Origin of the sequence: Shimia sp. R9_1 (genome assembly GCF_017743775.1) — a bacterium.
Lineage (GTDB): Bacteria > Pseudomonadota > Alphaproteobacteria > Rhodobacterales > Rhodobacteraceae > Shimia.
On record NZ_JAGHRN010000001.1, the window covers coordinates 869,848 to 894,112 of the forward strand.

The 24,265-nt window shown below is 57.9% G+C and carries 20 protein-coding genes; 9 read left to right on the plus strand and 11 right to left on the minus strand.

Annotation, left to right across the window (positions count from 1 at the left end; genetic code table 11):
• The first annotated feature begins 13 nt into the window (after positions 1–13).
• The 6 genes from J7399_RS04160 to J7399_RS04185 all read left to right on the plus strand — a co-directional run bounded on the left by J7399_RS04160 (position 14) and on the right by J7399_RS04185 (position 7,651).
• On the plus strand, positions 14–922 hold the full coding sequence (locus J7399_RS04160) for a LysR family transcriptional regulator (RefSeq protein ID WP_209084277.1): 909 nt from the start codon (positions 14–16) through the stop codon (positions 920–922).
• A 93-nt stretch (positions 923–1,015) separates the two neighbouring features.
• Entirely contained in the window at positions 1,016–3,103 is a 2,088-nt protein-coding gene (locus tag J7399_RS04165) for a hydantoinase/oxoprolinase family protein (RefSeq protein WP_209084278.1), read from the plus strand.
• Positions 3,100–4,818 (plus strand): hydantoinase B/oxoprolinase family protein, encoded by a 1,719-nt coding sequence (locus J7399_RS04170; protein WP_209084280.1) that lies wholly within the window; start codon positions 3,100–3,102, stop codon positions 4,816–4,818. Before J7399_RS04165 ends, J7399_RS04170 begins: the two co-directional genes overlap by 4 nt.
• Positions 4,819–6,036: an FAD-binding oxidoreductase gene (locus J7399_RS04175; RefSeq protein ID WP_209084281.1), complete on the plus strand. Its 1,218-nt coding sequence runs from the start codon at positions 4,819–4,821 to the stop codon at positions 6,034–6,036.
• Positions 6,036–6,812 (plus strand): HpcH/HpaI aldolase/citrate lyase family protein, encoded by a 777-nt coding sequence (locus tag J7399_RS04180; protein ID WP_209084282.1) that lies wholly within the window; start codon positions 6,036–6,038, stop codon positions 6,810–6,812. The genes J7399_RS04175 and J7399_RS04180 overlap by 1 nt, the downstream gene beginning before the upstream one ends.
• A gap of 2 nt (positions 6,813–6,814) precedes the next feature.
• Entirely contained in the window at positions 6,815–7,651 is an 837-nt protein-coding gene (locus J7399_RS04185) for an NAD(P)-dependent oxidoreductase (RefSeq protein ID WP_209084283.1), read from the plus strand.
• A 64-nt stretch (positions 7,652–7,715) separates the two neighbouring features.
• Here the strand turns inward: J7399_RS04185 and J7399_RS04190 are convergent, their stop codons facing one another.
• Both J7399_RS04190 and J7399_RS04195 read right to left on the minus strand, forming a co-directional pair.
• On the minus strand, positions 7,716–9,152 hold the full coding sequence (locus tag J7399_RS04190) for a methyl-accepting chemotaxis protein (protein WP_209084284.1): 1,437 nt from the start codon (positions 9,150–9,152) through the stop codon (positions 7,716–7,718).
• 203 nt (positions 9,153–9,355) lie between these two features.
• Positions 9,356–10,255: an FAD:protein FMN transferase gene (locus tag J7399_RS04195; RefSeq protein ID WP_247742714.1), complete on the minus strand. Its 900-nt coding sequence runs from the start codon at positions 10,253–10,255 to the stop codon at positions 9,356–9,358.
• 274 nt (positions 10,256–10,529) lie between these two features.
• On the opposite strand from J7399_RS04195, the gene J7399_RS04200 reads away from it, so the two are divergent.
• Positions 10,530–11,357: a methyltransferase domain-containing protein gene (locus J7399_RS04200; protein ID WP_247742715.1), complete on the plus strand. Its 828-nt coding sequence runs from the start codon at positions 10,530–10,532 to the stop codon at positions 11,355–11,357.
• A gap of 109 nt (positions 11,358–11,466) precedes the next feature.
• On the opposite strand, the gene ugpC is transcribed toward J7399_RS04200, so the two are convergent.
• The 6 genes from ugpC to J7399_RS04230 form a co-directional block, all read right to left on the minus strand.
• Positions 11,467–12,528 (minus strand): sn-glycerol-3-phosphate ABC transporter ATP-binding protein UgpC, encoded by a 1,062-nt coding sequence (gene ugpC, locus J7399_RS04205; RefSeq protein WP_209084285.1) that lies wholly within the window; start codon positions 12,526–12,528, stop codon positions 11,467–11,469.
• Complete coding sequence (locus J7399_RS04210) at positions 12,528–13,772, minus strand: hypothetical protein (protein WP_209084286.1); 1,245 nt, start codon at positions 13,770–13,772, stop codon at positions 12,528–12,530. Before J7399_RS04210 ends, ugpC begins: the two co-directional genes overlap by 1 nt.
• A gap of 4 nt (positions 13,773–13,776) precedes the next feature.
• Positions 13,777–14,985, minus strand: a complete 1,209-nt coding sequence (locus J7399_RS04215) for a carbohydrate ABC transporter permease (protein WP_209084288.1) — start codon at positions 14,983–14,985, stop codon at positions 13,777–13,779.
• Entirely contained in the window at positions 14,986–16,221 is a 1,236-nt protein-coding gene (locus tag J7399_RS04220; protein ID WP_209084291.1) for a sugar ABC transporter permease, read from the minus strand.
• Between the two features lie 72 nt (positions 16,222–16,293).
• Positions 16,294–17,646 carry an extracellular solute-binding protein gene (locus J7399_RS04225; RefSeq protein ID WP_209084293.1) on the minus strand — a complete coding sequence of 451 codons (1,353 nt, stop codon included), beginning with the start codon at positions 17,644–17,646 and terminating at the stop codon, positions 16,294–16,296.
• Between the two features lie 21 nt (positions 17,647–17,667).
• On the minus strand, positions 17,668–18,801 hold the full coding sequence (locus tag J7399_RS04230) for a LacI family DNA-binding transcriptional regulator (RefSeq protein ID WP_247742716.1): 1,134 nt from the start codon (positions 18,799–18,801) through the stop codon (positions 17,668–17,670).
• A gap of 228 nt (positions 18,802–19,029) precedes the next feature.
• Here J7399_RS04230 and J7399_RS04235 point away from each other — a divergent pair, with 228 nt between their 5' ends.
• A complete protein-coding gene (locus tag J7399_RS04235) occupies positions 19,030–19,977 on the plus strand; it encodes a sugar kinase (protein WP_209084295.1) in 948 nt (315 codons plus the stop codon).
• 64 nt (positions 19,978–20,041) lie between these two features.
• Here the strand turns inward: J7399_RS04235 and J7399_RS04240 are convergent, their stop codons facing one another.
• The 3 genes from J7399_RS04240 to J7399_RS04250 all read right to left on the minus strand — a co-directional run bounded on the left by J7399_RS04240 (position 20,042) and on the right by J7399_RS04250 (position 23,013).
• Positions 20,042–20,830, minus strand: coding sequence for an ATP-binding cassette domain-containing protein (locus tag J7399_RS04240; protein WP_209084296.1), 789 nt, complete (start codon positions 20,828–20,830; stop codon positions 20,042–20,044).
• 1 nt (position 20,831) lies between these two features.
• Positions 20,832–21,956 (minus strand): ABC transporter permease, encoded by a 1,125-nt coding sequence (locus tag J7399_RS04245; protein WP_209065061.1) that lies wholly within the window; start codon positions 21,954–21,956, stop codon positions 20,832–20,834.
• Positions 21,957–22,062: 106 nt separating this feature from the next.
• Entirely contained in the window at positions 22,063–23,013 is a 951-nt protein-coding gene (locus tag J7399_RS04250; protein ID WP_209084297.1) for a sugar ABC transporter substrate-binding protein, read from the minus strand.
• A gap of 185 nt (positions 23,014–23,198) precedes the next feature.
• Between J7399_RS04250 and J7399_RS04255 the strand changes: the two genes are divergently transcribed.
• Positions 23,199–24,206: a LacI family DNA-binding transcriptional regulator gene (locus tag J7399_RS04255; RefSeq protein WP_209084298.1), complete on the plus strand. Its 1,008-nt coding sequence runs from the start codon at positions 23,199–23,201 to the stop codon at positions 24,204–24,206.
• Positions 24,207–24,265: the final 59 nt, after the last annotated feature.

A 24,265-nucleotide genomic window follows, 5' to 3' on the forward strand; every position in this document is an offset into this window, starting at 1 on the left:
ACAGGACACGCACGTGGCTCAGATCAGCTTCAAACAGCTCCAGGCCTTCGTGGCCGTTGCCGACCTGCAAAGCTTCCGCCGCGCAGCGGACAAACTCAACACAACGCAGCCCAATATCTCCAGCCGCATCACCACGCTTGAGGCGCAAATCGGCCACCGCCTGATGGCCCGCGACGCAGGCTCCGTGCGCCTCTCGCCAATGGGGGAAAAACTGCTCATACAAGCGCGCGCAGTTTTGCAGGCAATGGATGGATTTTTGCTGACTGCAGAAGACGATAGCCTGTTTGACGGCACCCTGCGTATAGGTGTCACGGAAATGATCGTACATACGTGGCTGGGCGCTTTCTTCGCCGCGCTGAAGGCCCGCTTCCCCAACATCGACGTGGATCTCACCGTCGATCTCTCCCTCAATCTGTCTGATGCCCTGCTGGAGCGCCGCATTGATCTTGCTCTGCAGAATGGTCCCTTTCACCACGAGACCACAGGCAACACGGATCTTGGCCCTCTACCCATGATGTGGGTGGGATCGCCGAAGCTGGAGATGGGCACCAAAGTGCTCTCACTCCGCGACCTTGCGCAACATCCCGTCCTGACCCACGCCCGCGGCACCATTCCCTACCGTCAGATGCAGGAGCATTTTGCCGCTTTCCCCAATATCTCGGTCCGTCATGTGTCGTCATCCAACCTTGCGGCATGCCATCAGATGACACGCGACGGCCTTGGCGTGGCCTGCCTGCCCGAAGCGATGGTGCGCGATGATCTCGCCCAAGGCACGCTCGTGCCCTTGCGCTATCTCTGGGTGCCGGACGCCCTGCAATTCTTTGCCCGCTTTGATGCCGACACCTGCCCCAGTTTTGTAAGCGCCGCTGCAGAGCTCGCCCAGATTGAGGCTCAAACTCACGCGAGCACCATCAAAGAATAAATTTTCTTTATCCTTCACATTCAATCTAATAATTGGATTTCATGACCCGCCTGCCACTAGGCTGATCTTAGTAAGACAGCAATGAGGCGCATCATGCCCACACCAGCGGCCCGCTTGGGCGTAGATATTGGCGGCACATTCACCGACGTGGTGTTGGAGATCGGCGAAGATCGGTACTCCACAAAGGTGCTGACCACCTACGCCGCCCCGGAAAACGCCATCGTGGACGGGATGCACAAGGTCTGCGCCAAAGCAGGTGTCACCCCAGCGGTTATCACGCAGATCATCCATGGCACCACGCTGGCCACCAATGCTCTGATCGAACGGCGCGGCGCAAAGACAGCTTTGATCACAACCAAGGGCTTTCGTGACGTCATCGAAATGCGCACCGAAAGCCGCTTTGAGCAATATGATCTCAACCTTACGCTCCCCGAACCGCTGCTGTCGCGCAACCGCCGCTATGTGGTCAACGAGCGCATGGACGCCACCGGTGCCTCTCTAATCCCGCTGGATCGCGCTGAGATCGAACAGCTCGCCGATGAGCTTGCCGAAGCGGAATATGAAAGCATCGCGGTGGGCCTGCTGCATTCCTACGTGAACGATGCCCACGAGCGCCTGATTGCCGAAGTTCTGGCAGAAAAGCTGCCCGGCGTGATGGTCTCGCTCTCCTGCGAAGTGTCGCCACAGATGCGCGAATACGAGCGTTTCAACACCACCATCGCCAACGCCTACATCAAACCGCTGATGAAATCTTATCTCGGCCGTTTGAAATCCCGCTTGGCAGACGAAGGCGCGGCTTGCCCCGTCTTCCTGATGCACTCCGGCGGCGGCATCATGTCTCTGGAAAGCGCGGCGGACTTCCCCGTGCGTCTGGTGGAAAGCGGGCCGGCTGGCGGTGCCATCTTTGCCGCAGACATCGCCGCCAAACACAGGCTTTCCAAAGTCCTGAGTTTCGATATGGGCGGCACCACCGCCAAAATCTGCCTGATCAAGGACCATACCCCAAAAACCGCCCGCGTGTTTGAAGTGGCCCGTACCTACCGTTTCAAAAAGGGATCCGGCATGCCCATCTCGATCCCCGTGATCGACATGGTGGAAATCGGCGCGGGCGGCGGCTCGCTCGCCCATGTCGACGGCATGAACCAGATCCGCGTCGGCCCCGAAAGCGCGGGGTCAGAGCCCGGCCCGGCCTGTTATGGGCGTGGCGGTGAAAACCCTGCTGTGACCGATGCGGATCTGATCCTTGGCAAGCTTGATCCCAACAATTTCGCGGGCGGCTCAATCCCGCTACACCCCGACAATTCTGCAAAGGCTCTGGACACTGTCATCGGCAACATTCTGGACATGGACGCGATGGAGGCCGCTTTTGGGCTGGCCGAGGTTGTCGATGAAAATATGGCCAATGCCGCCCGTGTCCACGCGGTCGAAAACGGCGAAGACCTTAGCGAATACACCATGATTGCATTTGGTGGTGCCGCCCCGCTTCACGCGGCAAGGCTTTGCGAAAAGCTCGGCGTTGCCCGCTGCCTCGTCCCCCAAGGCGCCGGTGTTGGATCGGCCATCGGTTTCCTGCGCGCGCCATTTAGTTTTGAAGCCAACCGCTCTGTGTTCATGCGCCTCAACGCATTTGATCCGGCGCAGGTCAAAACCCTCTTTGCCGAAATGTCTGAAGAAGCCACAGGATTTGTGCGCTCCTGCGATGCAGATGCCGAAATCCTGCGCGACCACAAGATATACATGCGCTATGCGGGTCAGGGCTGGGAAATTCCAATCTCTCTAACCGCCGAACAGGCCGCGGCACCTGACGCCGCCACCTTCCTCCGCCATTTTGAAGCGGACTACGAAGCCCTCTTTGGTCGCGCGGTCGAGGGGATGGAGGTCGAAATCACGGTCTGGAGCGTCAACGCCTACACCGCGCAAACTGCCACAACACCGCTCAATGAACTTGGCGCACTGACCAAAGTTGACGCAACCACAACACGCCCGCTCTTTGATCCGGCACGCGCCGCAACGGTAGAGGCCGCCGCGCTTGCGCGTGCTGATCTGCCTGCAGGCCACATGGCACACGGCCCCGCCCTGATCACAGAGGACGAAACCACCGTTGTTGTCCCAAGCAGCCGCGATGTCTGCACCCACAGCGACGGCACGTTGGATGTCCACCTGAAGGAGACCGCCCAATGAACCGTCCAGAAACCGGGCACAGCAAAGTCGCCAATCAGGTCATGTGGAACCGCTTGATCTCCGTCGTCGAAGAACAGGCACAAGCGCTGGTGCGCACAGCCTTTTCCACATCGGTGCGTGAGGCGGGCGACCTATCCGCCGGTGTCTACAACGCCGCCGGAGATATGCTCGCTCAGGCCGTCACCGGCACCCCGGGTCATGTGAACGCAATGGCAGATGCTGTGGGGCACTTTATCCGCCGCATCGGGCGCGACAACATGCGCGAAAGCGATGTTTACCTCACCAATGATCCCTGGGAGGGCACCGGCCACAAACACGACATCACGGTAGTCACCCCTTCGTTTTATGCAGGCCAGCTCATCGGCTTCTTTGCCTGCACGGCCCATGTCACCGATATTGGCGGTCGTGGCTTTGGCGCAGATGCCAATGATGTCCACGAAGAAGGTCTCTATATCCCGATCATGAAATTCGCCAATCGCGGCGAAGTCGATCAGACCTTGATCGCGCTCATTCGCGGCAATGTGCGCGAACCGGATCAGCTGGTCGGCGACATCTACGCTTTGGCCAATTGCAACGATATCGGCCACCGTCGCTTGATCGACATGGTGCAGGAGTTTGATCTGCCAGATCTGACCGGCATCTCGGATTTCATCCTGACCAATTCGCGCAAAGCCACACTAGAGCGCATCAATGCCCTCGCCCCCGGCACCGCCTCCGGACATCTGCGCATCGACGGCTACGACAAACCGATTGATCTGCACGTCACGCTGACCATCGAGAAAGACCGCATTGTCAGCGATTGGGGCGGCACGTCCGGCCTCGACAAAAAAGGCATCAACGTCCCTCTGGTCTACACCAAGGCCTACGCCTGCTACGCACTCAAATGCGCCATCGCGCCGGAAATCCCGAACAATGCCGCGTCTTTGGCTCCATTTGAAATCAGCGCGCCGGAAAACAGCATTGTGAATGCCAAGTTCCCGGCCCCCGTGGCCCTGCGCCATGTGATTGGCCATATGGTGCCTGACACGGTTTACAACGCGCTCGACAAACTCCTGCCCGGTGTGGTTCCCGCCGAGGGCGCCGGGTGCCTGTGCAATTTCCAACTGTCCCTCCGGCCCCGAATGGACGCCCCTGCCCCGCCAGACGCCACACGCGCCGAAGTGCTCACTTTCAATTCCGGCGGCTCCGGTGCACGCCCGGCTCTGGATGGCATGAGCGCCACGGCCTTCCCATCCGGTGTAATGACCATGCCCGTGGAGGCCACCGAACAGGTCGGCCCGGTGATCATCTGGCGCAAAGAGCTGCGCCCGGACAGCGGCGGTGCCGGTCAGTATCGCGGCGGTCTCGGGCAATATATGGACGTTGGTGCCCGCGAAGGACACGAATTTGATATTTCTCTGATGCTGGATCGTGTGGACCACCCGGCGCTTGGACGCCGCGACGGTCTTGCAGGAGGTGCAACCACCATCCAACGCAATGACGGAACCCCGATCCCGGGAAAAGGCAAGCATTTCATCTCACACGGTGAAGTTGTACAAATGGCCTTCCCCGGCGGCGCAGGCTACGGTAACCCTCAGGCGCGCGATGCCGACATGGTGAAACGCGATCTGGCCCTTGGCTACATCACACCAGAGCACGCCGCACAGCACTACAACCTTTCGGCAGATGACATCGCCGAGGCCCTAGCGCGGGCAAAACTGGGGGACACTCTGTAAATGGCAGCAAGCACTTGGGCGACCAAACCGACCAAAAACTCATATGATGTGGTGATCATCGGGGGCGCCATCATGGGGTCTTCAACCGCATGGTTCCTCTCTGACAATCCGGATTTCACCGGCTCGGTGCTCGTGGTTGAAAAGGACCCAAGCTACGAGTTCAGCTCTACGGCCCACACCAATTCCTGCATGCGTCAGCAGTTCTCCAATCAGCTGAACGTCGAGATTTCACAATTCGCGGCTGATTTTGTAAAGAACCTGCGCAGCTACATGGGCGGGGATGATCGCGTTCCTGCACTCGACATTCAGAGCTACGGCTATCTCTATCTCGCCGACAATGACGCCTTTGCCCAAACACTGCGCGAAAACCAGAAAATCCAACGCGCCGCAGGTGCTGAAACCGAGCTGCTCACAGCCGAAGAGATTGCCGCACGCTACCCGTTTTACAACGTCGAAGACATCAAACTCGGCTCCATCAACACCAAAGACGAAGGCTATTGGGATGGCGGCGTGGTGTTTGACTGGTTCCGCCGCTCCGCGCGGGAACGCGGCGTGGAATATGTGCAGGGCGAAGTTGTCGCCATGGCACGCGAAGCAGGCAAGATCACATCCGTGACGCTGGCCTCCGGCGATGTGATCTCATGTGGTCAAGTGGTCAATGCCTCAGGGCCGCGCGCCGCGCGCACCGCTGAAATGGCAGGCATCGCGCTCCCGGTTGAGCCACGTAAGCGCTTCACCTGGATTTTCTCCGCAGAGCAGCCTCTGCCGATGGAACTGCCGCTCACAATTGATCCAAGCGGGGTTCACTTCCGCCAGGATGGTCCGGAGACCTACCTCGCAGGCTGCGCTGCCGACCCTGACCCAGCCGTTGCCTATGATGACTTCCACATGGATCACAACCGCTGGCAGGATCATGTCTGGCCGATCATTGCCACCCGCATCCCTCAGTTTGAGGCCATCAAAGTGGTCACCGAGTGGGCCGGGCACTACGCCTTTAACACGCTGGATCAAAACGCCATTCTCGGCCCCCATCCAGAGATCGGCAACTTCCTGTTCCAAAACGGTTTCTCCGGCCACGGGCTACAGCAAAGCCCCGCAATGGGCCGCGCCATGGCGGAATGGCTCACCTACGGCGAATACCGCGCTCTGGACATGTCGCCTTTTGCATTTGAACGTGTGCTCACCAACACACCAATCGTCGAAAAGGCCGTGATCTGATGGTAGCGCCCAATCCCTTCCTCGCCGAAATTCGCGCAGGCAATGCGCAAATCGGCATCTGGCTTAGCATGGCCAACGCACAGGCCACAGAAATCGTGGCGCATTCCGGCTATGACTGGGCGCTCATCGATATGGAGCATTCTCCCAATGAGCTTTCCACCGTGATGGATCAGCTGCGGGTGCTGGAAGGATTTGCGACCACAGCACTTGTCCGCCCGGATTGGAACGACCCCGTGAAGGTCAAGCGCCTGCTTGATATGGGCGCGCCCGGTTTGCTTTTTCCCATGGTCAACACCGTTGAGGAGGCAGAGGCTGCTGTTGCGGCCACGCGCTATCCGCCGCGCGGCGTGCGCGGTGTGGGCGGTACAACCCGTGCCACCGCCTACGGCCGGGATAAGAGCTATTTTTCTGAGGTTGAAAACCAAACTGCGGTGCTTGTGCAGGCCGAAACCCTTGAAGCGCTGAAAAACATTGAAGCTATTGCCGCCGTTGACGGTGTGGACGGGATCTTCTTTGGCCCGGCTGACATCGCCGCAGATATGGGTCATCTCGGCCAGCCGATGCATGATCAGGTTTGGGCAAAAATCCTGCCCGCCGCCATGCGCCTGATTGGCAAGAAGATCCCGGTTGGCACTGTGATCTCTGATCTGGCCTTTGCCCGCCGCCTGCTTGGCGCAGGCTTCACCTTTGTCGCGTGCGGATCTGACACGGGCCTTCTTGCCCAGGCCGCAGACCAGCGGCTCGCCGACCTCAAAGCTCCAAACACAGGATCCTGACCATGAAAAAGCTCGTCCTCACCGGTGCCGCTGGCCGCCTAGGCTCCTATCTGCGCGAACCGCTCAGCAAAATGGCGGACGAGCTTGTCTCCACTGACATCGCAGAAGACATCGGGACCCTGTATCCCGGCGAGAGCTACATGCAAGCCGATCTTGCCTCTCTGGAGCAAATCAGCGCAGTTTTGGAAGGCGCTGATATGGTTATCCATTTTGGCGCAATCGTGGATGAAGCCCCTTTTGATGAGATCCTCGGCCCCAATATCATCGGTGCTTACAACGTCTGGGAAGCCGCCCATCGGCACGGTGTGCGCCGCGTGGTTTACGCCAGCTCCGTGCATGCGGTTGGCATGTACCCATCCGCCGATTGCATTGGCATTGACGCCCCCCACCGCCCCGACAGCTTCTACGGTCTCGCCAAGTGCTTCGCCGAAGACCTCGGCCGCCTTTATTGGGAGAAACGCGGGCTGGAAAGTGTACATATGCGCATCTTCTCCTGCGCCAAAGTGGTCAGCACCCGCTCCCTCGCGACTTGGCTCAGCTATGACGACCTGATCAGGCTTGTGACCCGCGCAATTGACACGCCCACAACGGGCTTCTCCATCGTTTACGGCATCTCCGACAACGACCGTATGCCCGTCAACAATGCCGGCGCGTCCCACCTCGGGTATCGGCCACAGGACAATGCCGAACAATTTGCCCCCGAAATCCTCGCTGCCGCGCCACCTGCGGACCCAAGCGATCCGGCTCAGATGTGCATCGGCGGCCCGTTCACCACCATTGAGCTTGGGGAAAGTGGGCTGGCGAAAATGACCATCGTGGATGACCGCAAAAAACTCTAACCACAACGAAGGGCGCATCACGCGCCCTTTTGCATTCCCAATCCGCGCTGATGTTTAAAGAGCTCTAAGCGGCTCTTATGCTTGCAAAAATCTCCACAGGCATTTCTTCATGTGACATGCGGGTCTCAAACCCTTTCACCATGTCTGCCACCTGTGATGTGTCGCGCCGCATATTGTCTACCACGGCGACCACCTCTTCCACCAGCGCAGCGTTCTGTTGTGTGGCCTCATCAAGAAGCCCCAGCCCCTGCGCGATCTCCGAAAGCCCGTCTGACTGAGCACTGGTCGATTGCGCGACTTCAGAGCTTAGCGCTGAGACGTTTTCCACGTCCTCCACGATTTCCTCAAGCACATGCCCCGCTCTGTCCACCAGCGTCACACCGGTCTCTACCAGCTCTGACGATGTCTTGATCAACTCGCTGATCTCTTTCGCCGCATCGCCTGCCTTCTGCGCAAGCCCGCGCACTTCAGAGGCCACAACCGCAAAGCCGCGCCCCGCGTCTCCCGCACGCGCAGCTTCAACACCGGCGTTCAAGGCCAAGAGGTTCGTCTGAAAGGCGATGTCATCAATCACGCCCGTGATTTGGGAAATCTGCGCCGAGCTCTGGGCGATTTCCTGCATCTTGCCGACCGTCTCCCCCATCACTTCCTGACCGGTCTTGGCCTGCGCATGGGTCTGACGCATCATCACATCAGTCTTTTGCGTCGCCTCAGAAGACGATTGCAGCCGCGTACTGATTTCCGAGATGGACGACGCGGTACGCTCAAGCGTCGCAGCCTGCGTTTCCGTGCGCCGTGCCAGATCGCCCGCGCTGGAATTCATTTCTGACGCGGTCAGGTTCAGGTCATCTGTCGCGTATTTGATGGTCTTCATCACCGACCGCAGCCCGCGCTGCAGCTCATTAAACGCCACCCGAAGCCCGTCAAAGGCTTCCGGGAAATCACTCTCGTCCGGAGCTGGAATGTCTTCTGACAAATCCTTACGCGCCACCCGCTGCATCCCCGCCTCGAGATAGGCAAAGGCCTGCGTCTGCTGGTTTTTCTTCGCAGCGGTATAAGCCACTGCTGCCGCCGCCTGATCCAACTGCATGATTTGCGACAAGAGGGCTGCCCGCTTGGCGAGACGCTTTTTACCGCCCCCAAAAATCATCAGGCCCGCCTTTTGGATCAAAACCCTTTGCAAATAGGACGATGCCCGCGCATGCGCCGTCAAGTAGGCGTCAAGGCGCAGCGCCATTTGCTCAAAATGCAGGGTGCACAGTCGCTCTACAGACGTTGCAAAGGAGGCCTCGGCATCTTTGCTCAACAAGCGCTGCCAATGGTCTTTCATGGCCGCTTTGGCCGCCGCAACCACGGTCAATTCCGCATCGGTCTCGCGATAGAAAATCTCAAGCGCTGCATCCCACTCAGGCGCCAACTTGGCACCAATGCTTTCCAGCAGAGCCAGATCATCCTTATCCAAACGCATATTTGTTGTGAATTCTTCCAACGCGTTGGCCATATCGGCGAGCCCCTTCTTCCCGGACGCTTTTTCTCTTCTCCCTCAGTAGAAGAGAGTTGGTTAACAGAAACCTTAACCAAACCGAAAAGAGGGGGAGCTGGGCAAAAAATCGCAAATGCAATAAAGGCGCTGCAATAAAAAACACCGCCTGCAAAGGCTGCAAGCGGTGTTCTGAAATCTCAGTCTTCGCAGACCGGTGTCTCTTAAGCGGCGGTCTCGATGCGCGCGCCTGCAAACTGGGCCACCATGGCGTGCGCGGTGGCTTCATCCACGAGGCACAACGCTGTGGACAGGCCGTCAGCAACGGCTGCGGATGGCGCAGACACAGATGCCAGCTCAAGCGCACCTTCCCGACCGTCGGGGCGGAAGATATGTGCGTCGCTGCCGGAGAGAACGGTCGCCATCGGTGCAGAGGTCGCCAGCGCGCGGTCGGTCAGCTTGACACGTGCAACAACGTCGCCTGCCGGAGTGCTCACGCCTGCGGTCCACTTGGCGCCATCTGCGCGGTGACCCAGCGCTGCAACTTCGCCCATATCCAGCAGAACGTCTTTCAGGCCAGCTTCACGCAGGATCGCGGCGACACGGTCGGTCACATAGCCCTGCGCCACACCGTTCAGTGTAAGCGCCATGCCGTCTGCACCAAAACGCACTTCATTGGCGTCAAAGGCAACCTTGTCCCAGCCAACACGTGCCTTGGCATCGGTCACATCGCCCTGACCACCTTTCGCCAGCCAAAGCGGCTGAACGGTTGGGTCAAACGCGCCACCGCTGGCTTTGTTCAGCGCATCGCTCAGCTCAAGAACGTTCAGCAGATCAGCGGAAGGCGCGGAAAGCACACCGTCACGGTTCAGCTGGCTCAGCTCGCTGTCACGGTACAGAGAGAAGATGCCTTCAAGACGATCAAGCTCTGCGGTGACAGCTGCCACGATCGGCGCGGCTTGCGCTTCGGTCAGGCCGACCAGAGACATCTGAGCAGGCGCGCCCAGCGCCACACCCTGCCATTTGGCGGTTTCGGTAACGGTAGCAGCGTGGCTCAGGCCAGCAGGCACAGCAGCACTGGCTGCGGCGATGGTCAGAAAACGGCGGCGATGCATCCGGGTCATGAAAAGGTCTCCAGAATCGGGTCAAAATCGAGGTGCGCCATGCGCGGTTGGCGGGGGCATATCATCCAATTCCCGGACTGCCCACCCCACCAACCCGCAAAATTCGCGGGAAAACGGCCTTCTTGGCCGCTTTCGTCGGATAATGTAGAATATTAAAGCAAAGGTATAGATGCTGAATGAAAACAAGCAGACGACTGCACGCTCTACAATAAGAGGCTACTCTGCCTAGTCAGGCATGCAATGCACTGTGTCTGCTGCTCAGTATGGGAAGAACATGCCCAACCAAAGCACCTTTGAAGACATGGAGTTTAAGGGTTGGACAGACCCCAAAATCGCACGCGGCTACGCCGACGGCTTCGGCACAGCCACCCGATTGACTGCGCGCCATCTTGCGGCTGCGGTAGCTGCTGGACCTGACACACATATTCTCGATCTTTGCACCGGTCACGGCATTGTCGCCGCTGAACTCCTCGCAGCCAGAGCATCCGTCGTGGCGTTGGATTTTTCTGAAGCGATGCTTGCACTCGCCAAAGAAACTGCGCCCGGCGCAACCTTTGTCCAAGGCAACGCAATGGAGATGGCCTTCGCCGATCACTCCTTTGACGCGGTCACTGTCGGTTTCGGCGTTCCCCATTTCCCCGACCCGGCGCGCGGCTTTGCAGAGATCGCGCGCGTTCTCAGACCCGGAGGTCGCCTCGCGTTCTCGATCTGGCGCGGCCAAGGTTCTGCAGGTGCTTTCGGGTGGTTATTTGAAGCTTATGGCCGATTGGCCGACGCTTCCATCAAACTGCCAGACGGCCCAGACGCCCACCAATTCACCGATCAAGGCCTGGTTAGAGAAACGCTGGAAACGGCAGGTTTTGAAGACATCACATCACAAGATGTCCCTTCAGAGCTGTTGGTACAATCGCCCACAGATCTGTTTGACGTTTTCGACAAAGGGGCCGTGCGCGCCGCGGTGCTCTTGAGCGAACAATCCGAAGACACCCGCAACGCCATTCGAGCCACACTTGCAGAACGCGTCCAGATGCTGGGCCGGCACGAGGCCGATGGATACCATGTCCAAGCCCTCTGTGTGATGGTCTCAGCCACGCGCTGTTGACACCAACGATGGCCCGATGCGCTCTAATTGGTTAACGCGAAAATCCACCGCCGCGATAACGTCGCAATACCGACGCGATACAGACCCTCCATTTTGGCAAGTGTTAACGCTAATCACCCACCCGCTGACCGGCGGCATCAAAGAAATGACAAGCCGCTTCTGGGAAGCTCAGCCCCACCTGATCTCCGACACCATGAGGCACATTCCCACCCGTCACGCGCACCACGATCTTCTCTTCCTGACCAACGTCCAGAATAAGGAACGTGTCCGCGCCGAGGTATTCCACCACCTCAATGGTGCCGTCACACTGACCAGCACCCGACGCACAAACCTCAATATGTTCTGGCCGAACGCCGACCTTGGCCGCCGCATTGGCTTTGCCAAAGGGTCCGCTGCCACCGATCGCCAGCTGATACTGTGCATCCCCTGCGGCGGCGCGGCAGTCCAGAATGTTCATTTTCGGGCTACCGATGAACTGCGCCACGAACAAATTCCCAGGCTTTTCATAGAGTTCGCGCGGAGTGCCCACCTGCGCGATATGTCCATACTCCAGCACCACAATGCGATCCGCCAGCGTCATCGCTTCGACCTGATCGTGGGTCACATAGATCATCGTGCGCTTCAGGCTCTGGTGCAGCTTGGCGATCTCATAGCGCATCTCGACCCGCAGAGCGGCGTCAAGGTTTGACAATGGCTCATCAAACAGAAAGGCCGTCGGATCCCGGACAATCGACCGTCCAATCGCAACCCGCTGCCGCTGCCCACCAGAGAGATCTTTCGGGCGCCGCTCCAGATAATCTGTCAGCTTCAGGATCTCTGCCGCCTGCCCAACCTGACGCGCAATCTCATCCTTGCTAACCCCTGCAACTTTCAGGGAAAACCCCATATTCTCGGCAACAGTCAGATGCGGATAAAGCGCATAAGACTGAAACACCATGGTCAGACCACGCTTGCTTGGCGGATGATCTGTGACATCATTTCCGTCAATCTCCAGCGCGCCGCGACTGATGTCTTCAAGGCCACCAATCATGCGCAGCAAAGTCGACTTGCCACAACCCGACGGACCAACGAAAACCACGAACTCACCGTCCTGAATGTCCAGATCGATCCCTTTGATGACCTGAATGTCACCAAACCACTTTTCTACAGCTTTTAGATGGATACTCCCCATCAGTCTCTCCCCGCCCATGCAAGCCATACCGCTGCGGTCCAGGTGAAGGACCCACCGCCCGCAGCATCGCCGCTAAATGGATCAAAATATTCAGCAAATCCGTGTTCCGCGATCAAATCGGCGGTCTTCTTTGCCAAGGCCTGCGCTTCTTTTTCGTGCCCCATGTCTTTCAGGCCAAGGCCAATCAGCATGTTCACAATGGCCCAGGTTGGGCCACGCCAATACCGACGCGCATCAAAGGTCTCCGCATCGGGATCATTGCTTGGCACCGGATACGGCACCCGCTCCAGAACATCACGCAATCGCGCCAACATCGCCGGGTTCTCGACACCTGCAAACCAGCAGAGATACGAGGCATTTGATACACACCCTGCCCATTCACCGCTGTGCACATCTCGGCTGTCAAACCCGCCAAGATCCTTGTTCCACAACGTTGAGACACCAGCCTCCAGCCGCTTGATATCTGCCGCGATCTGCGACACGTCTTTGCCCAGCGCTTCGCCAACTGCGTGAAGGTCACGTGCCGCACGCAGAGTGGTAAATGTCATGGTCGGATCCGCCACGCGAAACGGGCTTTCCGCCATCATCGCCGCCTGATCCCACTTCAGCCGCCGACCAAGCTGCACCAGTTTGATGTAACGGTCATAGTCAAATTTGGTCGGGCGATCTTCGCTGTTCACATGGGCGGTGTCACGCCGGGTGTATTCCCCCACATCAGACGCATCCATGCGCGCCATGGTCTTGTCCCAGTCAGGCGCATTGTCACGACCGGTTTCCCAAGGATGCGTGGTGCAAACAGCGCCCATATGCAGACGCCAACGCATGATCCAATTGTGCCAGGCCAGCATCTTTGGATAGAGCACAGCCATACGTGCCTGCCCCATCTCCCGGTCCTGCTCCCAGACAAACCGTGCCATTGTGGCCGCGATTGGTGGCTGAATGATGCCAGACGAAGGGATCGGCCCCTCACAGGCCCAGACATCCGGGCCTGGGAAATAGCCGGGATCATTCTTGTGAAACAGGATGTGCGGCACCATGCCATCGGCCCATTGACCTTGAAACAGGGTCTCGAGTTCGACCCAGGCACGCTCGACGTCAAACTGTGCAAATCCAAACGCAGCCACGGCGCTGTCCCAATTCCACTGGTAGGGGTAAAGCCCCGCCGTAGGCACGGTGTAGCCGCCCCGGTCGTTATCGATCAGGATCTGCTGGGCCTGATCTGTGAGTGTGTTTTCGGAAGTCATTGTCTTATCCTTTGACTGACCCGGCTGTCAGGCCTTTGGTCATGAAGCGTTCAAGTCCCAGGAACAGCACCATGATCGGCAAGGTCGCGATCACTGCGCCCGCCATCAGATGTTGTCTGGGAATTTCAGAAGAGTTGAGCATCGCCACACCGCGTGTGAGCGTGAATTTGGACGGATCATCCAGCAGCATGAAAGCGAGCAGGAACTCGTTCCACGCAATCATGAATACATAGAGCGATACAGAGGCCAGAGCAGGCAGACTGAGCGGCAGCGTGATTTTCCAGATCACCGCGAGACGCGACAGCCCATCCATAAGACCGGCTTCTTCGACTTCGGTTGGCAGCCCCCGGAAATACCCCTGTAGCATGTAAAGCGCGACTGGGATCGTGGTGACCGGATAAATCATCACAATGCCAAGGATCGAATTGCGAAGCCCTGTCATCGAAAAGGCGATGTAAATCGGCAGCGCCAAAACAATCATCGGTACCATGTAAATCAGCAGGATCGAGCGCGAGAATGCCTTCTGCCCTTTGAACCGGAACCGCGCCACAGCATAGGCCCCAGGCACGCTGAACGCCAAGGTGATGAAAACTGTCAGCACCGACACGTAGAAAGACGTCCAGAGATAAGTCCCAAAGTTGAAGTCCCGGAACAGCTCCACATAGCTGCGAAACAGCTCTGTGCCTTTGCTGATTTCAATCGAGAAATCGAGCGGGTTTTGCAGCAAGGCCTGTTGTGACTTCAGGCTGGTCATCACCATCACGTAGAATGGGATCAGCACGATCGCGGTGAAAAAGATATAGCCAAAGCCAGTGAGGAAACGGATCACCGCCGCCTCATACTCATGCCGTGTCAGCGCGCCAAACGGCGTGTCCTGCAAGATCGCGGCCATGGCGAAATGCATACCTGCCGCAAGAGCAACCATCGCCACGATGATGGCTGAAAAGGAAACACCCTCACCAGTCACAACCGGCCCAGCGGGCGACGCCATGGCAATCGCCATAAGTGCGCTGATCGCAAGCCGCGCGGGTGCATGCTGCCCCGGAAAGCGCACATAAATCAGTCCGGCTGCGGCGCCCCACACCAAACAGAGCAACAGCTGCGGACGAAAGGCCGCCCCGGTGGCAAATGACATCGCCACCGCAACCGTTGTCGCCATAACGATAAGCCAAAGTGCCCCCAGCACGGGGCCAGTGATAAACCCTTTGCGCATTTAGAGGCCCTCCTCGCGGCTGATGAATTTAAAAAAGAAGAAGGAGAAACACAGCAGACACAGCAGGATCACCACCGCTACCGCCGCCCCCGCGCCGATGTTGGAAATCGCAAAGGCCTGTTCATAAACGTTCACCGTCAAGGTCCGCGTGCCCGCGTTACCTCCGGTCAGCAGGAAGATGTCGTCAAACTTGTTGAAGGTCCAAATGAAGCGCAGCAGGAACAGCACCGACAGAATGCCCAACAGCTGTGGCAAGCTCAGCAACCAGAACTTCTGGAACGGAGACGCGCCATCCATATCCGCCGCCTCAAACATCGAGGAATCGATGCTCTGCATCCGTGCAAGAATGAACAGGAATGACAGTGGGAAGTAACGCCAGATCTCAAACACCGTCACCATGATCAGCGCAAGCGGGCGTTCCCCAAAGAAGTTGATCGCACTTTCCGTAACGCCCATCTGAATGAGCAGCGCATTTGCCGACCCAGAGAATGGGTCAAACAACGTCACCCAAGTAAAGGCGACTGCAATCACTGGAGCCACATAAGGGAATAGGTAAAGTCCTCGAATGATGCCCTGTCCGGTAAAGCTCTTGTTCAGCAGAAGCGCTGCAAACAGCCCCATCACCAATGCGCCAACCGTGCCAAAAACGGTGTAGAACATGGTCACGCCAAAAACTGTCCAGAACTCGCCGCCATCGAACAGCCGCTGATAGTTCTCCATCGACAGCTGCGGTGTTGTCAGGACACTTTTGCCTGCGCCGGTCATGTCCGGCTCACCGTCTTCCACCGCCGCTTCCAAAGAGTCTTCGTCCAGATCGGAGGAGATAGACAAACGGAGCCGTTCCCGCTCGCCCCCTTCCATGTCACCAAAGTCGCAGAACAGATCCCGACCAGTTAGCGCACAGGCTTCAGGCAGATCCCCAACAAGGGCAACTCCTTCTGGCAGCCGATCGGACAGGGTTACCCCTTTGAGTGTCTCTGCTTGCGACGAGTTCCGCACACGGTACTCAATCCGCAAGTCATCGCCACTGCCGCGCAGGCTCTCACGCACAATCGGCGCAGGCGGGCGCAGGTCAGACAGCGCAAACGGTTTGAAACTGATCCAAATGACAGCCAGCAGGGGCAGCACGACAACCAAAGCAACACTGATCAGCGTCGGAGCCAATAAGCCCCAAGCCAGCCGTGCCTCGCGTTTGGCCAATGCGCCCGTGCCTGTCGGCGGGAGAGCCGTAGACATGGAGAACCTCAAGAGAAAAGAGCGCGAGCGGCCCGCCTGCAAATCGGCAGGCCGCTGCAATTATGTCTTTGGTTATTGAACCTTGGACAGGGCGTCGTTCATGGCGGCAACCGCAGCGGAGGCATCGATTTCATCATCGATGTACTGACGCACGATGCGGTTGATCGCTTGGCTGTTGATGATCTTTGATGCGAGAGACAGCTGGCCTTCCGCCACACCCCAACGCTGCGCCACATCAAGGCCGCCAACGATCTCGTCGATCATTGCCTGATCGTAAAGCTCACCAAGCGGCGCTTTGCGATCCACACCAACCGGCAGTTTGGACCATGCATCCGCAAAGGCAGTTGGGTTGTCCGCCGTACCGCGGCGCACCGGGAACTTGCCTTCAGGCGCAATCGACAGCGTTTGGGTGTAGCCGTCATCCATTGCGAACTTCACAAAATCCATCGCCGCATCGGTGTCTGCGTCAGAGGTAATGCCGAAATAACGCACGTCGCCCCAGGCAGCCCCATCAGGATTGGAAGGCCCGGAGAAGTTGGTCACAATACCGGTCATACCCGCCAGCTTGTTGGAGGTTGGATCGTCGGTGATGGTGGGCGGAGCGCTATCGCGCAGACCTGCAAGCTCATCCAGAATGAACGGGGACCAGATGATCATCGCAGCTTTGCCCGCAAAGTAGAGCTCGCGGGATTGCTTCCAGTAAAGCTCACCCGGAGGCGAGGCTTTGGAGATTGCTTTGTAGAAATCCAGAACCTCGGTAGTCTTGGCTTCATCCAGCGGCTGGAACCCATCTGCACCAACCGGGCTGACACCATTTGCAAGGAACACATGTTCCAACACCTGGCTCATGAAGTTTTCATCCACTTTGGTGGCGGCGACAAAGCCATACATTTCTGGCGGGTTGTGCAGCTTCTCAAGTGCTGCCAGCACATTGGCGTAGCTGCTAGGCGCTTCGAGGCCCGCCGCATCAAACAGGTCTTTGCGGTAGACCACCATCTGCGTCCAGCCATCAACGGGCACAGAGGCCACTTCTCCATTGAAATCGGCCATCGCCACCGCGCCAGGTGCAAAGGTGCTCACACCCAGATCCTCGACGACCTCAGAGGCCGCCTCTGTGTCCAGAATGCCCGCCTCAGCCCAAGGCAGCGCATATTGCAGGGTGTGATAGATCACATCCGGCAGGTCGCCCGCGGCAAAGGCTGCTGTGGCACGCGTACCCAGATCACTTTCCGTGACAGGGATCACCTCAACGGTTGTGCCGGTTGCGGATTTGAACTGCTCTGCCATTTCCTGCTGTTTGGCAAGCCGCTCGGGCTGCTCTTCGGTGGTCCAGAAGCGGATCGTGTCGGCTTGTACCGACATCGCCGTCAAGGCCAGGGCAAGCGAGGTGCTTACCATCAGTTTCGAAGTAAAGTAACGTGACATGATTGTCCTCCCGTGTTGTCGTTATTGCGTATTTTTAATCTTTTCAGCGAGTTGATCCGGGCGCAGTGCCGGTGGCCCATCTGACTGCCGCTCCACCAGAATGGCGTCAGATACCTCTCGTAGTGTCTCCGGAGCTTCCCCCCGGATCTGGCGGATCAGCAATTCCGCAAGCCGCGCGCCAGCTTTTCGCGTATCAACGTGATAGGTGGTCAAGCCAGGGCGCACATAATCCGCTTCAGGTACCCCATCATAGCCGATGACCGAAACATCCCGCCCGACCTGAAGACCCAAATCGCTGAGCGCATCATAACCGCCAAGCGCCGCCATATCAGTGGCAAACACCACGCCTGTTGGAGGGCGCTCAAGCCGCATCAACGCATGGACTTCTTCAGCCCCTTCTTCGCGTGTCCGCGCCCCTTCCCGCAGAAGCGCGGCGTCATACGTCAGCCCTGCAGCCGCGAGCCCGGCCTTGAACCCTTCTCGGCGCAGTTGGGTAAAGTTAAAGTTTGCAGTGCTGCCGACATAGCCGATGCGCTCGTGGCCCAGCCCGGCAAGCCGCGTCACCGCGCTGCACATTGCCGCCTCTCCGAGAATATCATACCAAGAGCTTTTTTGCTGCGCAGTTGGCACGCCGTGTTCGGTGCGCCCGAATAAAACGTGCGGCACGCCCCGCGCCTGCAACAGCGAAATCCGCGCGTCCCTCACTTCGGTACGGGGCAGAATAAATCCGTCCGCTTTACGCTCATCAACCAGCCGCCCAAGCACGTTTTGCATATCTGCGTCAGAGGTCGCCGTCGAAACAGTCACTGTCCAGCCAAAACCACTTGCGGTTTCACACGCCCCCATCAGGAACTCCTGCAAAAACGGGTTGTGCCGGTCCGGCTCGTCCATTTGCAGCACCAAAGCCAACGCGCGCACTCGCCCGGTGCGGATCGCCTGCGCATGGCTCAGTGGTTGATACCCAAGTTTCTGCGCGGTGCTCGCCACGCGCTTCCGGGTGCTTTCAGAAATATCGGCATAGCCGTTCATCGCGCGCGAGACCGTGCTTTTGGACATGCCCAGGTGTGCTGCCAGATCATTGATCGTCACCCGACGCCCCGCGCGGTTCTGCGGCGCGCGCATATCTTTTTCGGAAGGGTTTCGAATCGCTGACATGGCATGACTATTTTTTCCGAAACCGGTTTCGGCAAGCAATATCAGGGCACGAACTTATGCACTCAGCCCAAGTTTTGGCCGCAAAAGGCGCAACGCGTCCTGTTTTTCAGGCGCTCTAAAAATCTCCTAACTCAGCAAAACCACCCCGAATGGAACGCAAAACTCTTGCCATCTCAGCGGTTGCACGTAGCGTTCACACAGCCTCACTTTGTCGCGCAGGGACCACTCATGCTCACACATCACCGCCCGATCCGGTCCATCGCCTGTGTTGGAGAAGTGATGATTGAAATGGCCCTGCAAGATCAAGCCACTGCGCGCCTCAGCGTGGCAGGAGACACGTTTAACACGGCCTATTATCTCAACAGGCTTCTTGCAGAGACAGGGGTTTCGACCACCTATGTCACGGCTCTGGGGGATGATGTCTTCTCAGACCGCATCCGCAGCACCATCGCAGGGCACGGCATCAAAACCGATTGTATCGAAACCCGCAAAGGCCGGATGCCAGGCCTCTATGCCATCGAAACCGACGAAACTGGGGAGCGTAGTTTCAGCTATTGGCGCTCCGCCTCCGCCGCCCGCACGCTTTTCTCCGAGCCTTGTGGCGTGCCGCTTTCCACCCTCAATCGCTTTGATCTGGTGCTTTTCACCGGCATCAGCATGGCAATCTTAACGCCTGAGACTCGCACCACGATCCTCAACTGGATCGACACCTTTCGCGCGAAAGGCGGACTCGTTGCCTATGACAGCAACCACCGCCCTCGCCTTTGGGAAAGCACTAAGGTCGCCCGCGACATCAACACCCAGATGTGGAAACGCACGGACATCGCCCTGCCTTCCGTAGATGATGAATTGGCGCTCTTTGGCGACACCTCCGAAGATGCAGCCTACGCCCGTCTACAGTCCTACGGTCTCACTTATGGCGCCCTTAAACGTGGCCCCGACGGTCCGCGCGATATCGCGACAGGCGCACCACTCGACAATCCTGGCCCGGCTTCCAAAATGAAGGACAGCACCGCGGCAGGCGACAGCTTCAACGCAGGCTTGCTCGCCGCCACCTGCCTTGGCAAGGACATCCAAACGGCTATGTGCGCGGGCCACCAACTCGCCGCCCATGTGATCACCCAACCGGGCGCGATTGTAGATCTCCCTGATCATTGCGTCGTCGCTTTGACCTAATCCATGCAACGAAAAAGCCCCAGAGCGATAGCACCGGGGCTCCTGAAGTGCTTTGGCAGAAAGCTTAAACCGTGCCGCCCAAACTGTCTTCCAGCGCCACTAGTTCCTGACCACCTGCCATCATATCTTGCAGCTCATCTGGCGTGATCTGGCCCCTCTGCGAAGTGCCAAGCGTCTGACCACGATTGAGCACCGTAAAGCGATCGCCAACGGCCAGCGCATGGCGCACATTGTGCGTGATAAACACAACCGCGACCCCCTGCTTGCGCACCTTGTCGATGGTGGCGAGCACATTGGCCGTTTGGCGCACTCCAAGCGCGGAGGTCGGCTCGTCAAGGATCAGAACTTTCGCACCAAAATGCACCGCCCTCGCGATGGCAACCGTTTGCCGCTCTCCGCCTGAAAGGGTTCCAACAGCCTGATCCGGTCCACGCAGGTTGATGCCCATCTTGCGCATCTCTTCCATCGTGACCTGATTGGCATAGTCGTGATCAAAGAACTTCATCGGACCGATCTGCTTCACCGGCTCGTTGCCCATGAAGAAGTTCCGGCTCACCGACATCAGCGGGATCATCGCCAGATGCTGGTGAACTGTCGCGATCCCCGCCGCAATTGCATCGCGAGGATCAGCGAAATGCATTTCCTTGCCTTCAAACAGGATTTGCCCTTTGGTCGGCTTGTGTACGCCGGACATGGTCTTGATGAAGGTGGATTTCCCCGCGCCATTGTCACCAAGCAGGCAATGGCACTCACCGGGGTAAACATCGACGGACACACCGGCGAGCGCAATCACGCGACCAAAGTGTTTGGCAATGTTTTGCATCTGGATGATCGGAGCTTTTTCCGGTTTCATATCAACGCTCCCCCGTAATGATGCGACGGATATAGGTGTTCAGGATCACGGCTCCCAGCAAGATAACTCCGAGGAACACGCGGAACAGCGAGCTCTCAACGCCTGCAAAGAACAGCCCCTGCTGGACCACACCAAAGATCAGCGCGCCCAATGCCGCTCCGATCACTGAGCCATAGCCCCCGGTCAGCAACGCGCCGCCAATCACCACAGCAATGATAGCTTCAAATTCTTTCAGAAGGCCGCGGTCAGAGCCGGCACCGCCAAACTCCATCACCTGACAAGTCGCAAAGACCGTTGCGCAGAAGGCCGTGAACATGAACATCAGGATCTTCACCTTGTCGACAGGCACACCAGAGTTGCGCGCCGCTTCCGCATCACCGCCAGCGGCATAGATCCAGTTGCCAAAGCGGGTCTTGGTCAGGATGATGTGGCCAACAATCACAAGCAGGATTGCCCAGACAATCAGCATCGGCAAACCGTCCACCACGGGCTGGCCTTTGCGGGTGCCACGCTCAAACACGGCAATGATCCCCGCATCGCCCATCCACTGGAAGAATCCAGTGAAGATCTTGCCCCCAAAAACGGCCGCCAACCAGTCACCTTCTGCCGCCTCACCGACGCCACCGATGATGGTTTTACGCTCAATGGTCTGCGGCAGATAAATCGCAAAGCCGCGTAGAATGAACAGAAATGCCAGCGTCACGATGAAACTCGGTAGCCCCGTGCGCACCACGATAAAACCGTTCAACGCACCGATAGAGACCGCAATCGCAAAGGTCACGATAATGGCCATCCAGACCGGCCAACCCAGAGTGACGCTGAAGATCGCAATCAACATCCCGGCAAAACCAATCATCGACCCGACGGAGAGGTCAAACTCACCAGCGATCATCAGCAGACAGGCCCCGACCGCAATGATCATGAACTGTGCCGAGATCTGGCTCCAGTTCATAATGCCTTGGCTGTTGAACATGCCGCTGTCAAAAGCGAACAAAAGGAAAAAGGTGAACACGGCAACGGTGCCAACGATCCCGCCCAGTTCCGGACGGATCAGCGCTTTGCGGAAACGCGAGATTTCCTTGATGCGCTCATCGGCATTGGCCGCGGGTTGCGTCGCGTTTGTCATGCGACATCTCCCATCTGCTGTGAATTTTGGATTGGTTTGTCAGGGGGGCAAAGGGCACCGGATGTGTCGGCGCCCCTCGCCTATTTTCACTTATCAAGCCAGTGGCTTAGCGGTACTCACCCGCAAACTCTTCAACTTTTTCAAGACCATCGGCGGTTACAAAGCCGGGACCGGAGTTGATGTTGTTGCCTGGCAGCACGCCATAACGATGGTAGTTGGTCAAAACCACAACTGGCAGGTACGCCTGCAGGAAAGGCTGCTGGTCGATACCCCAGTTGATCACGCCCGCTTTGATGCCCTTCACGATCTCTTCACCGAGGTCGAAGGTGCCAAAGTAGATGTCGCCGGCCATGCCGTTTTCATCCAGCGCCAGCAGAGTCGGGTCAGCAGATGTTGGGCCAAGCGTCAGAACCGCGTCGGTTTCTGGGTTTGCGTTCAGATAAGCCAGCACGCGGTTTTTGATCTCCGCGGGGTCTTGGCCGCTGTCGATCATCTGGTCCCCCAGATCAATGCCCAGACCATCCGCAAATCCTTGGCAGCGCTCCGTTGAGGAAGGCGAGGAGATGTAGTGGTTCACACAAAGGAAGCTGCCAACACCGTCACCTTTGGCGCGCAGACCTGCGGCGTAACCGGCGTCATACTCTGGCTGACCAACATACATCAGCGCGCCAACTTCGCGCGCCTGATCTGGCGTACCAGAGTTCATGATGATCACATCCACACCGCTGTCCACAGCCGCTTTGATCGGGCCGGAAAGCACATCATAGTCGCTCAGTGTGGTGATAATTCCATTTGGCCCAGAAGCTGCCGCCTGCTCGATGATCCGCGCCATATCCGCCAGGTCGCCGGTTGGCGGGTTGCGATACTCGACGTCGACACCCATCTGGTCGCCCGCCAGCGCGATGCCATTTTTGATGGTGTTCCACCAGCTGTCACTGTCTGGTGCATGGCTAACCAGAATATATTTTTCGCCATCAGCGGCAGCGGTGCTGGCCAGCGCAAAGGGCGCAGCCACAACGGCAGCCGCCAAAGCCAGCTTCTTGGTAAATGAAGTCATGTTTTCCTCCCAAAATTACGTCTTCATGGCACGCAGGCGGCTCCAATCCGCCTTCTCCGACCCAAGTTTAAGCACATCCCAGTTCACTTTGCAACCGGTTGCAAAAAGTGAATTTCCATTTCATGCTGCATTCACTGGGGAAACAGAGTAGACACGCCAAAACGCAGATTTAAGATCGGAACATTATGGCCGTGACATTGAAAGAGGTTGCAGAACGCGCCGGGGTCTCCCGCTCCGCGGTGTCACGCACCTTCACGGACGGCGCTTCCGTTTCTGACAAGATGCGCCGCAAAGTGGAAAAGGCAGCGCGCGAGCTGGGCTACAGCCCAAATGCGCTGGCATCTTCACTCACCACAGGCCGCACAAAACTCATCGGTCTTATTTCCAACAACTTCCACAACCCGATTTTTCTTGAGGTTTTTGATCTCTTCACACGCGGCCTTCAAGATCGCGGTCTGCGCCCCCTGCTGGTGAACCTCACAGACGAAACCGACCCGGAAAATTCCGTGCGCATGCTGCGCCAGTATTCCGTAGATGGGGTTGTGGTGGCCTCCTCCACCCTGCCCCCGGGCTTTGCCAAAGCGTTCCGCGATGCGGGTGTGCCAGTAGTGCATTCCTTTGGCCGCGCCTCCTCATCCCCCCAAGTGCATGTGGTGGGAATCGACAACGCAGAATGCGGCCGCATGGCAGCCCGCGAGCTTGTTGAGCGCGGCTACACCCATGTTGGTTTCATGGGCGGCCCAGAAGGCGCGACCTCGACCCAAGATCGCTACACCGGCTTCATGTCAGAGATGTCAGCGCACCCAAATGTGAAAGTCAGCTATTCATTTGCCGACCAATATTCCTTTGATGCCGGAAGGCGTGAAATGCTGCACCTCCTCAAGAACAGCCCCGCGCAAGCCTACTTTTGCGGGGATGACGTTCTCTCAATCGGTGCACTTTCCGCAATTGATGACAGCGGCTTGAGCTGCCCGGAGGATGTCGGCCTCATCGGCCTCAACGACATGGAAATGTCGCGCTGGGAGAACATCGACCTCACAACCATCCACCAGCCAATCCGGCAAATTGTAACGTCATCCATTGAACTGATGGTCGCAATGCTCGACGATCCCGAGCGCTACCCGGAAACGCGGATCTTCCCTTGTTCGATTGTAGAAAGAGGCACCTTGCGCGCACTTATTGAAGGCGATTGAAAGCGGTATGCGTGCCCCTCCACACATGTAGTGTTTTAACATCTGGAAAGATCAAGGGC

What these genes read in the sequence shown, in the direction of transcription:
- J7399_RS04165 (WP_209084278.1), top strand. Translation starts at nt 1,016, where the DNA reads ATGCCCACACCAGCGGCCCGCTTGGGCGTAGATATTGGCGGCACATTC.
- J7399_RS04185 (WP_209084283.1), top strand. Translation starts at nt 6,815, where the DNA reads ATGAAAAAGCTCGTCCTCACCGGTGCCGCTGGCCGCCTAGGCTCCTAT.
- J7399_RS04200 (WP_247742715.1), top strand. Translation starts at nt 10,530, where the DNA reads ATGCCCAACCAAAGCACCTTTGAAGACATGGAGTTTAAGGGTTGGACA.
- J7399_RS04175 (WP_209084281.1), top strand. Translation starts at nt 4,819, where the DNA reads ATGGCAGCAAGCACTTGGGCGACCAAACCGACCAAAAACTCATATGAT.
- J7399_RS04235 (WP_209084295.1), top strand. Translation starts at nt 19,030, where the DNA reads ATGCTCACACATCACCGCCCGATCCGGTCCATCGCCTGTGTTGGAGAA.
- J7399_RS04215 (WP_209084288.1), bottom strand. Translation starts at nt 14,985, where the DNA reads ATGCGCAAAGGGTTTATCACTGGCCCCGTGCTGGGGGCACTTTGGCTT.
- J7399_RS04250 (WP_209084297.1), bottom strand. Translation starts at nt 23,013, where the DNA reads ATGACTTCATTTACCAAGAAGCTGGCTTTGGCGGCTGCCGTTGTGGCT.
- J7399_RS04180 (WP_209084282.1), top strand. Translation starts at nt 6,036, where the DNA reads ATGGTAGCGCCCAATCCCTTCCTCGCCGAAATTCGCGCAGGCAATGCG.
- J7399_RS04225 (WP_209084293.1), bottom strand. Translation starts at nt 17,646, where the DNA reads ATGTCACGTTACTTTACTTCGAAACTGATGGTAAGCACCTCGCTTGCC.
- J7399_RS04190 (WP_209084284.1), bottom strand. Translation starts at nt 9,152, where the DNA reads ATGGCCAACGCGTTGGAAGAATTCACAACAAATATGCGTTTGGATAAG.
- J7399_RS04255 (WP_209084298.1), top strand. Translation starts at nt 23,199, where the DNA reads ATGGCCGTGACATTGAAAGAGGTTGCAGAACGCGCCGGGGTCTCCCGC.
- J7399_RS04170 (WP_209084280.1), top strand. Translation starts at nt 3,100, where the DNA reads ATGAACCGTCCAGAAACCGGGCACAGCAAAGTCGCCAATCAGGTCATG.
- J7399_RS04245 (WP_209065061.1), bottom strand. Translation starts at nt 21,956, where the DNA reads ATGACAAACGCGACGCAACCCGCGGCCAATGCCGATGAGCGCATCAAG.
- J7399_RS04220 (WP_209084291.1), bottom strand. Translation starts at nt 16,221, where the DNA reads ATGTCTACGGCTCTCCCGCCGACAGGCACGGGCGCATTGGCCAAACGC.
- J7399_RS04230 (WP_247742716.1), bottom strand. Translation starts at nt 18,801, where the DNA reads ATGTCAGCGATTCGAAACCCTTCCGAAAAAGATATGCGCGCGCCGCAG.
- J7399_RS04195 (WP_247742714.1), bottom strand. Translation starts at nt 10,255, where the DNA reads ATGACCCGGATGCATCGCCGCCGTTTTCTGACCATCGCCGCAGCCAGT.
- J7399_RS04240 (WP_209084296.1), bottom strand. Translation starts at nt 20,830, where the DNA reads ATGAAACCGGAAAAAGCTCCGATCATCCAGATGCAAAACATTGCCAAA.
- ugpC (WP_209084285.1), bottom strand. Translation starts at nt 12,528, where the DNA reads ATGGGGAGTATCCATCTAAAAGCTGTAGAAAAGTGGTTTGGTGACATT.
- J7399_RS04210 (WP_209084286.1), bottom strand. Translation starts at nt 13,772, where the DNA reads ATGACTTCCGAAAACACACTCACAGATCAGGCCCAGCAGATCCTGATC.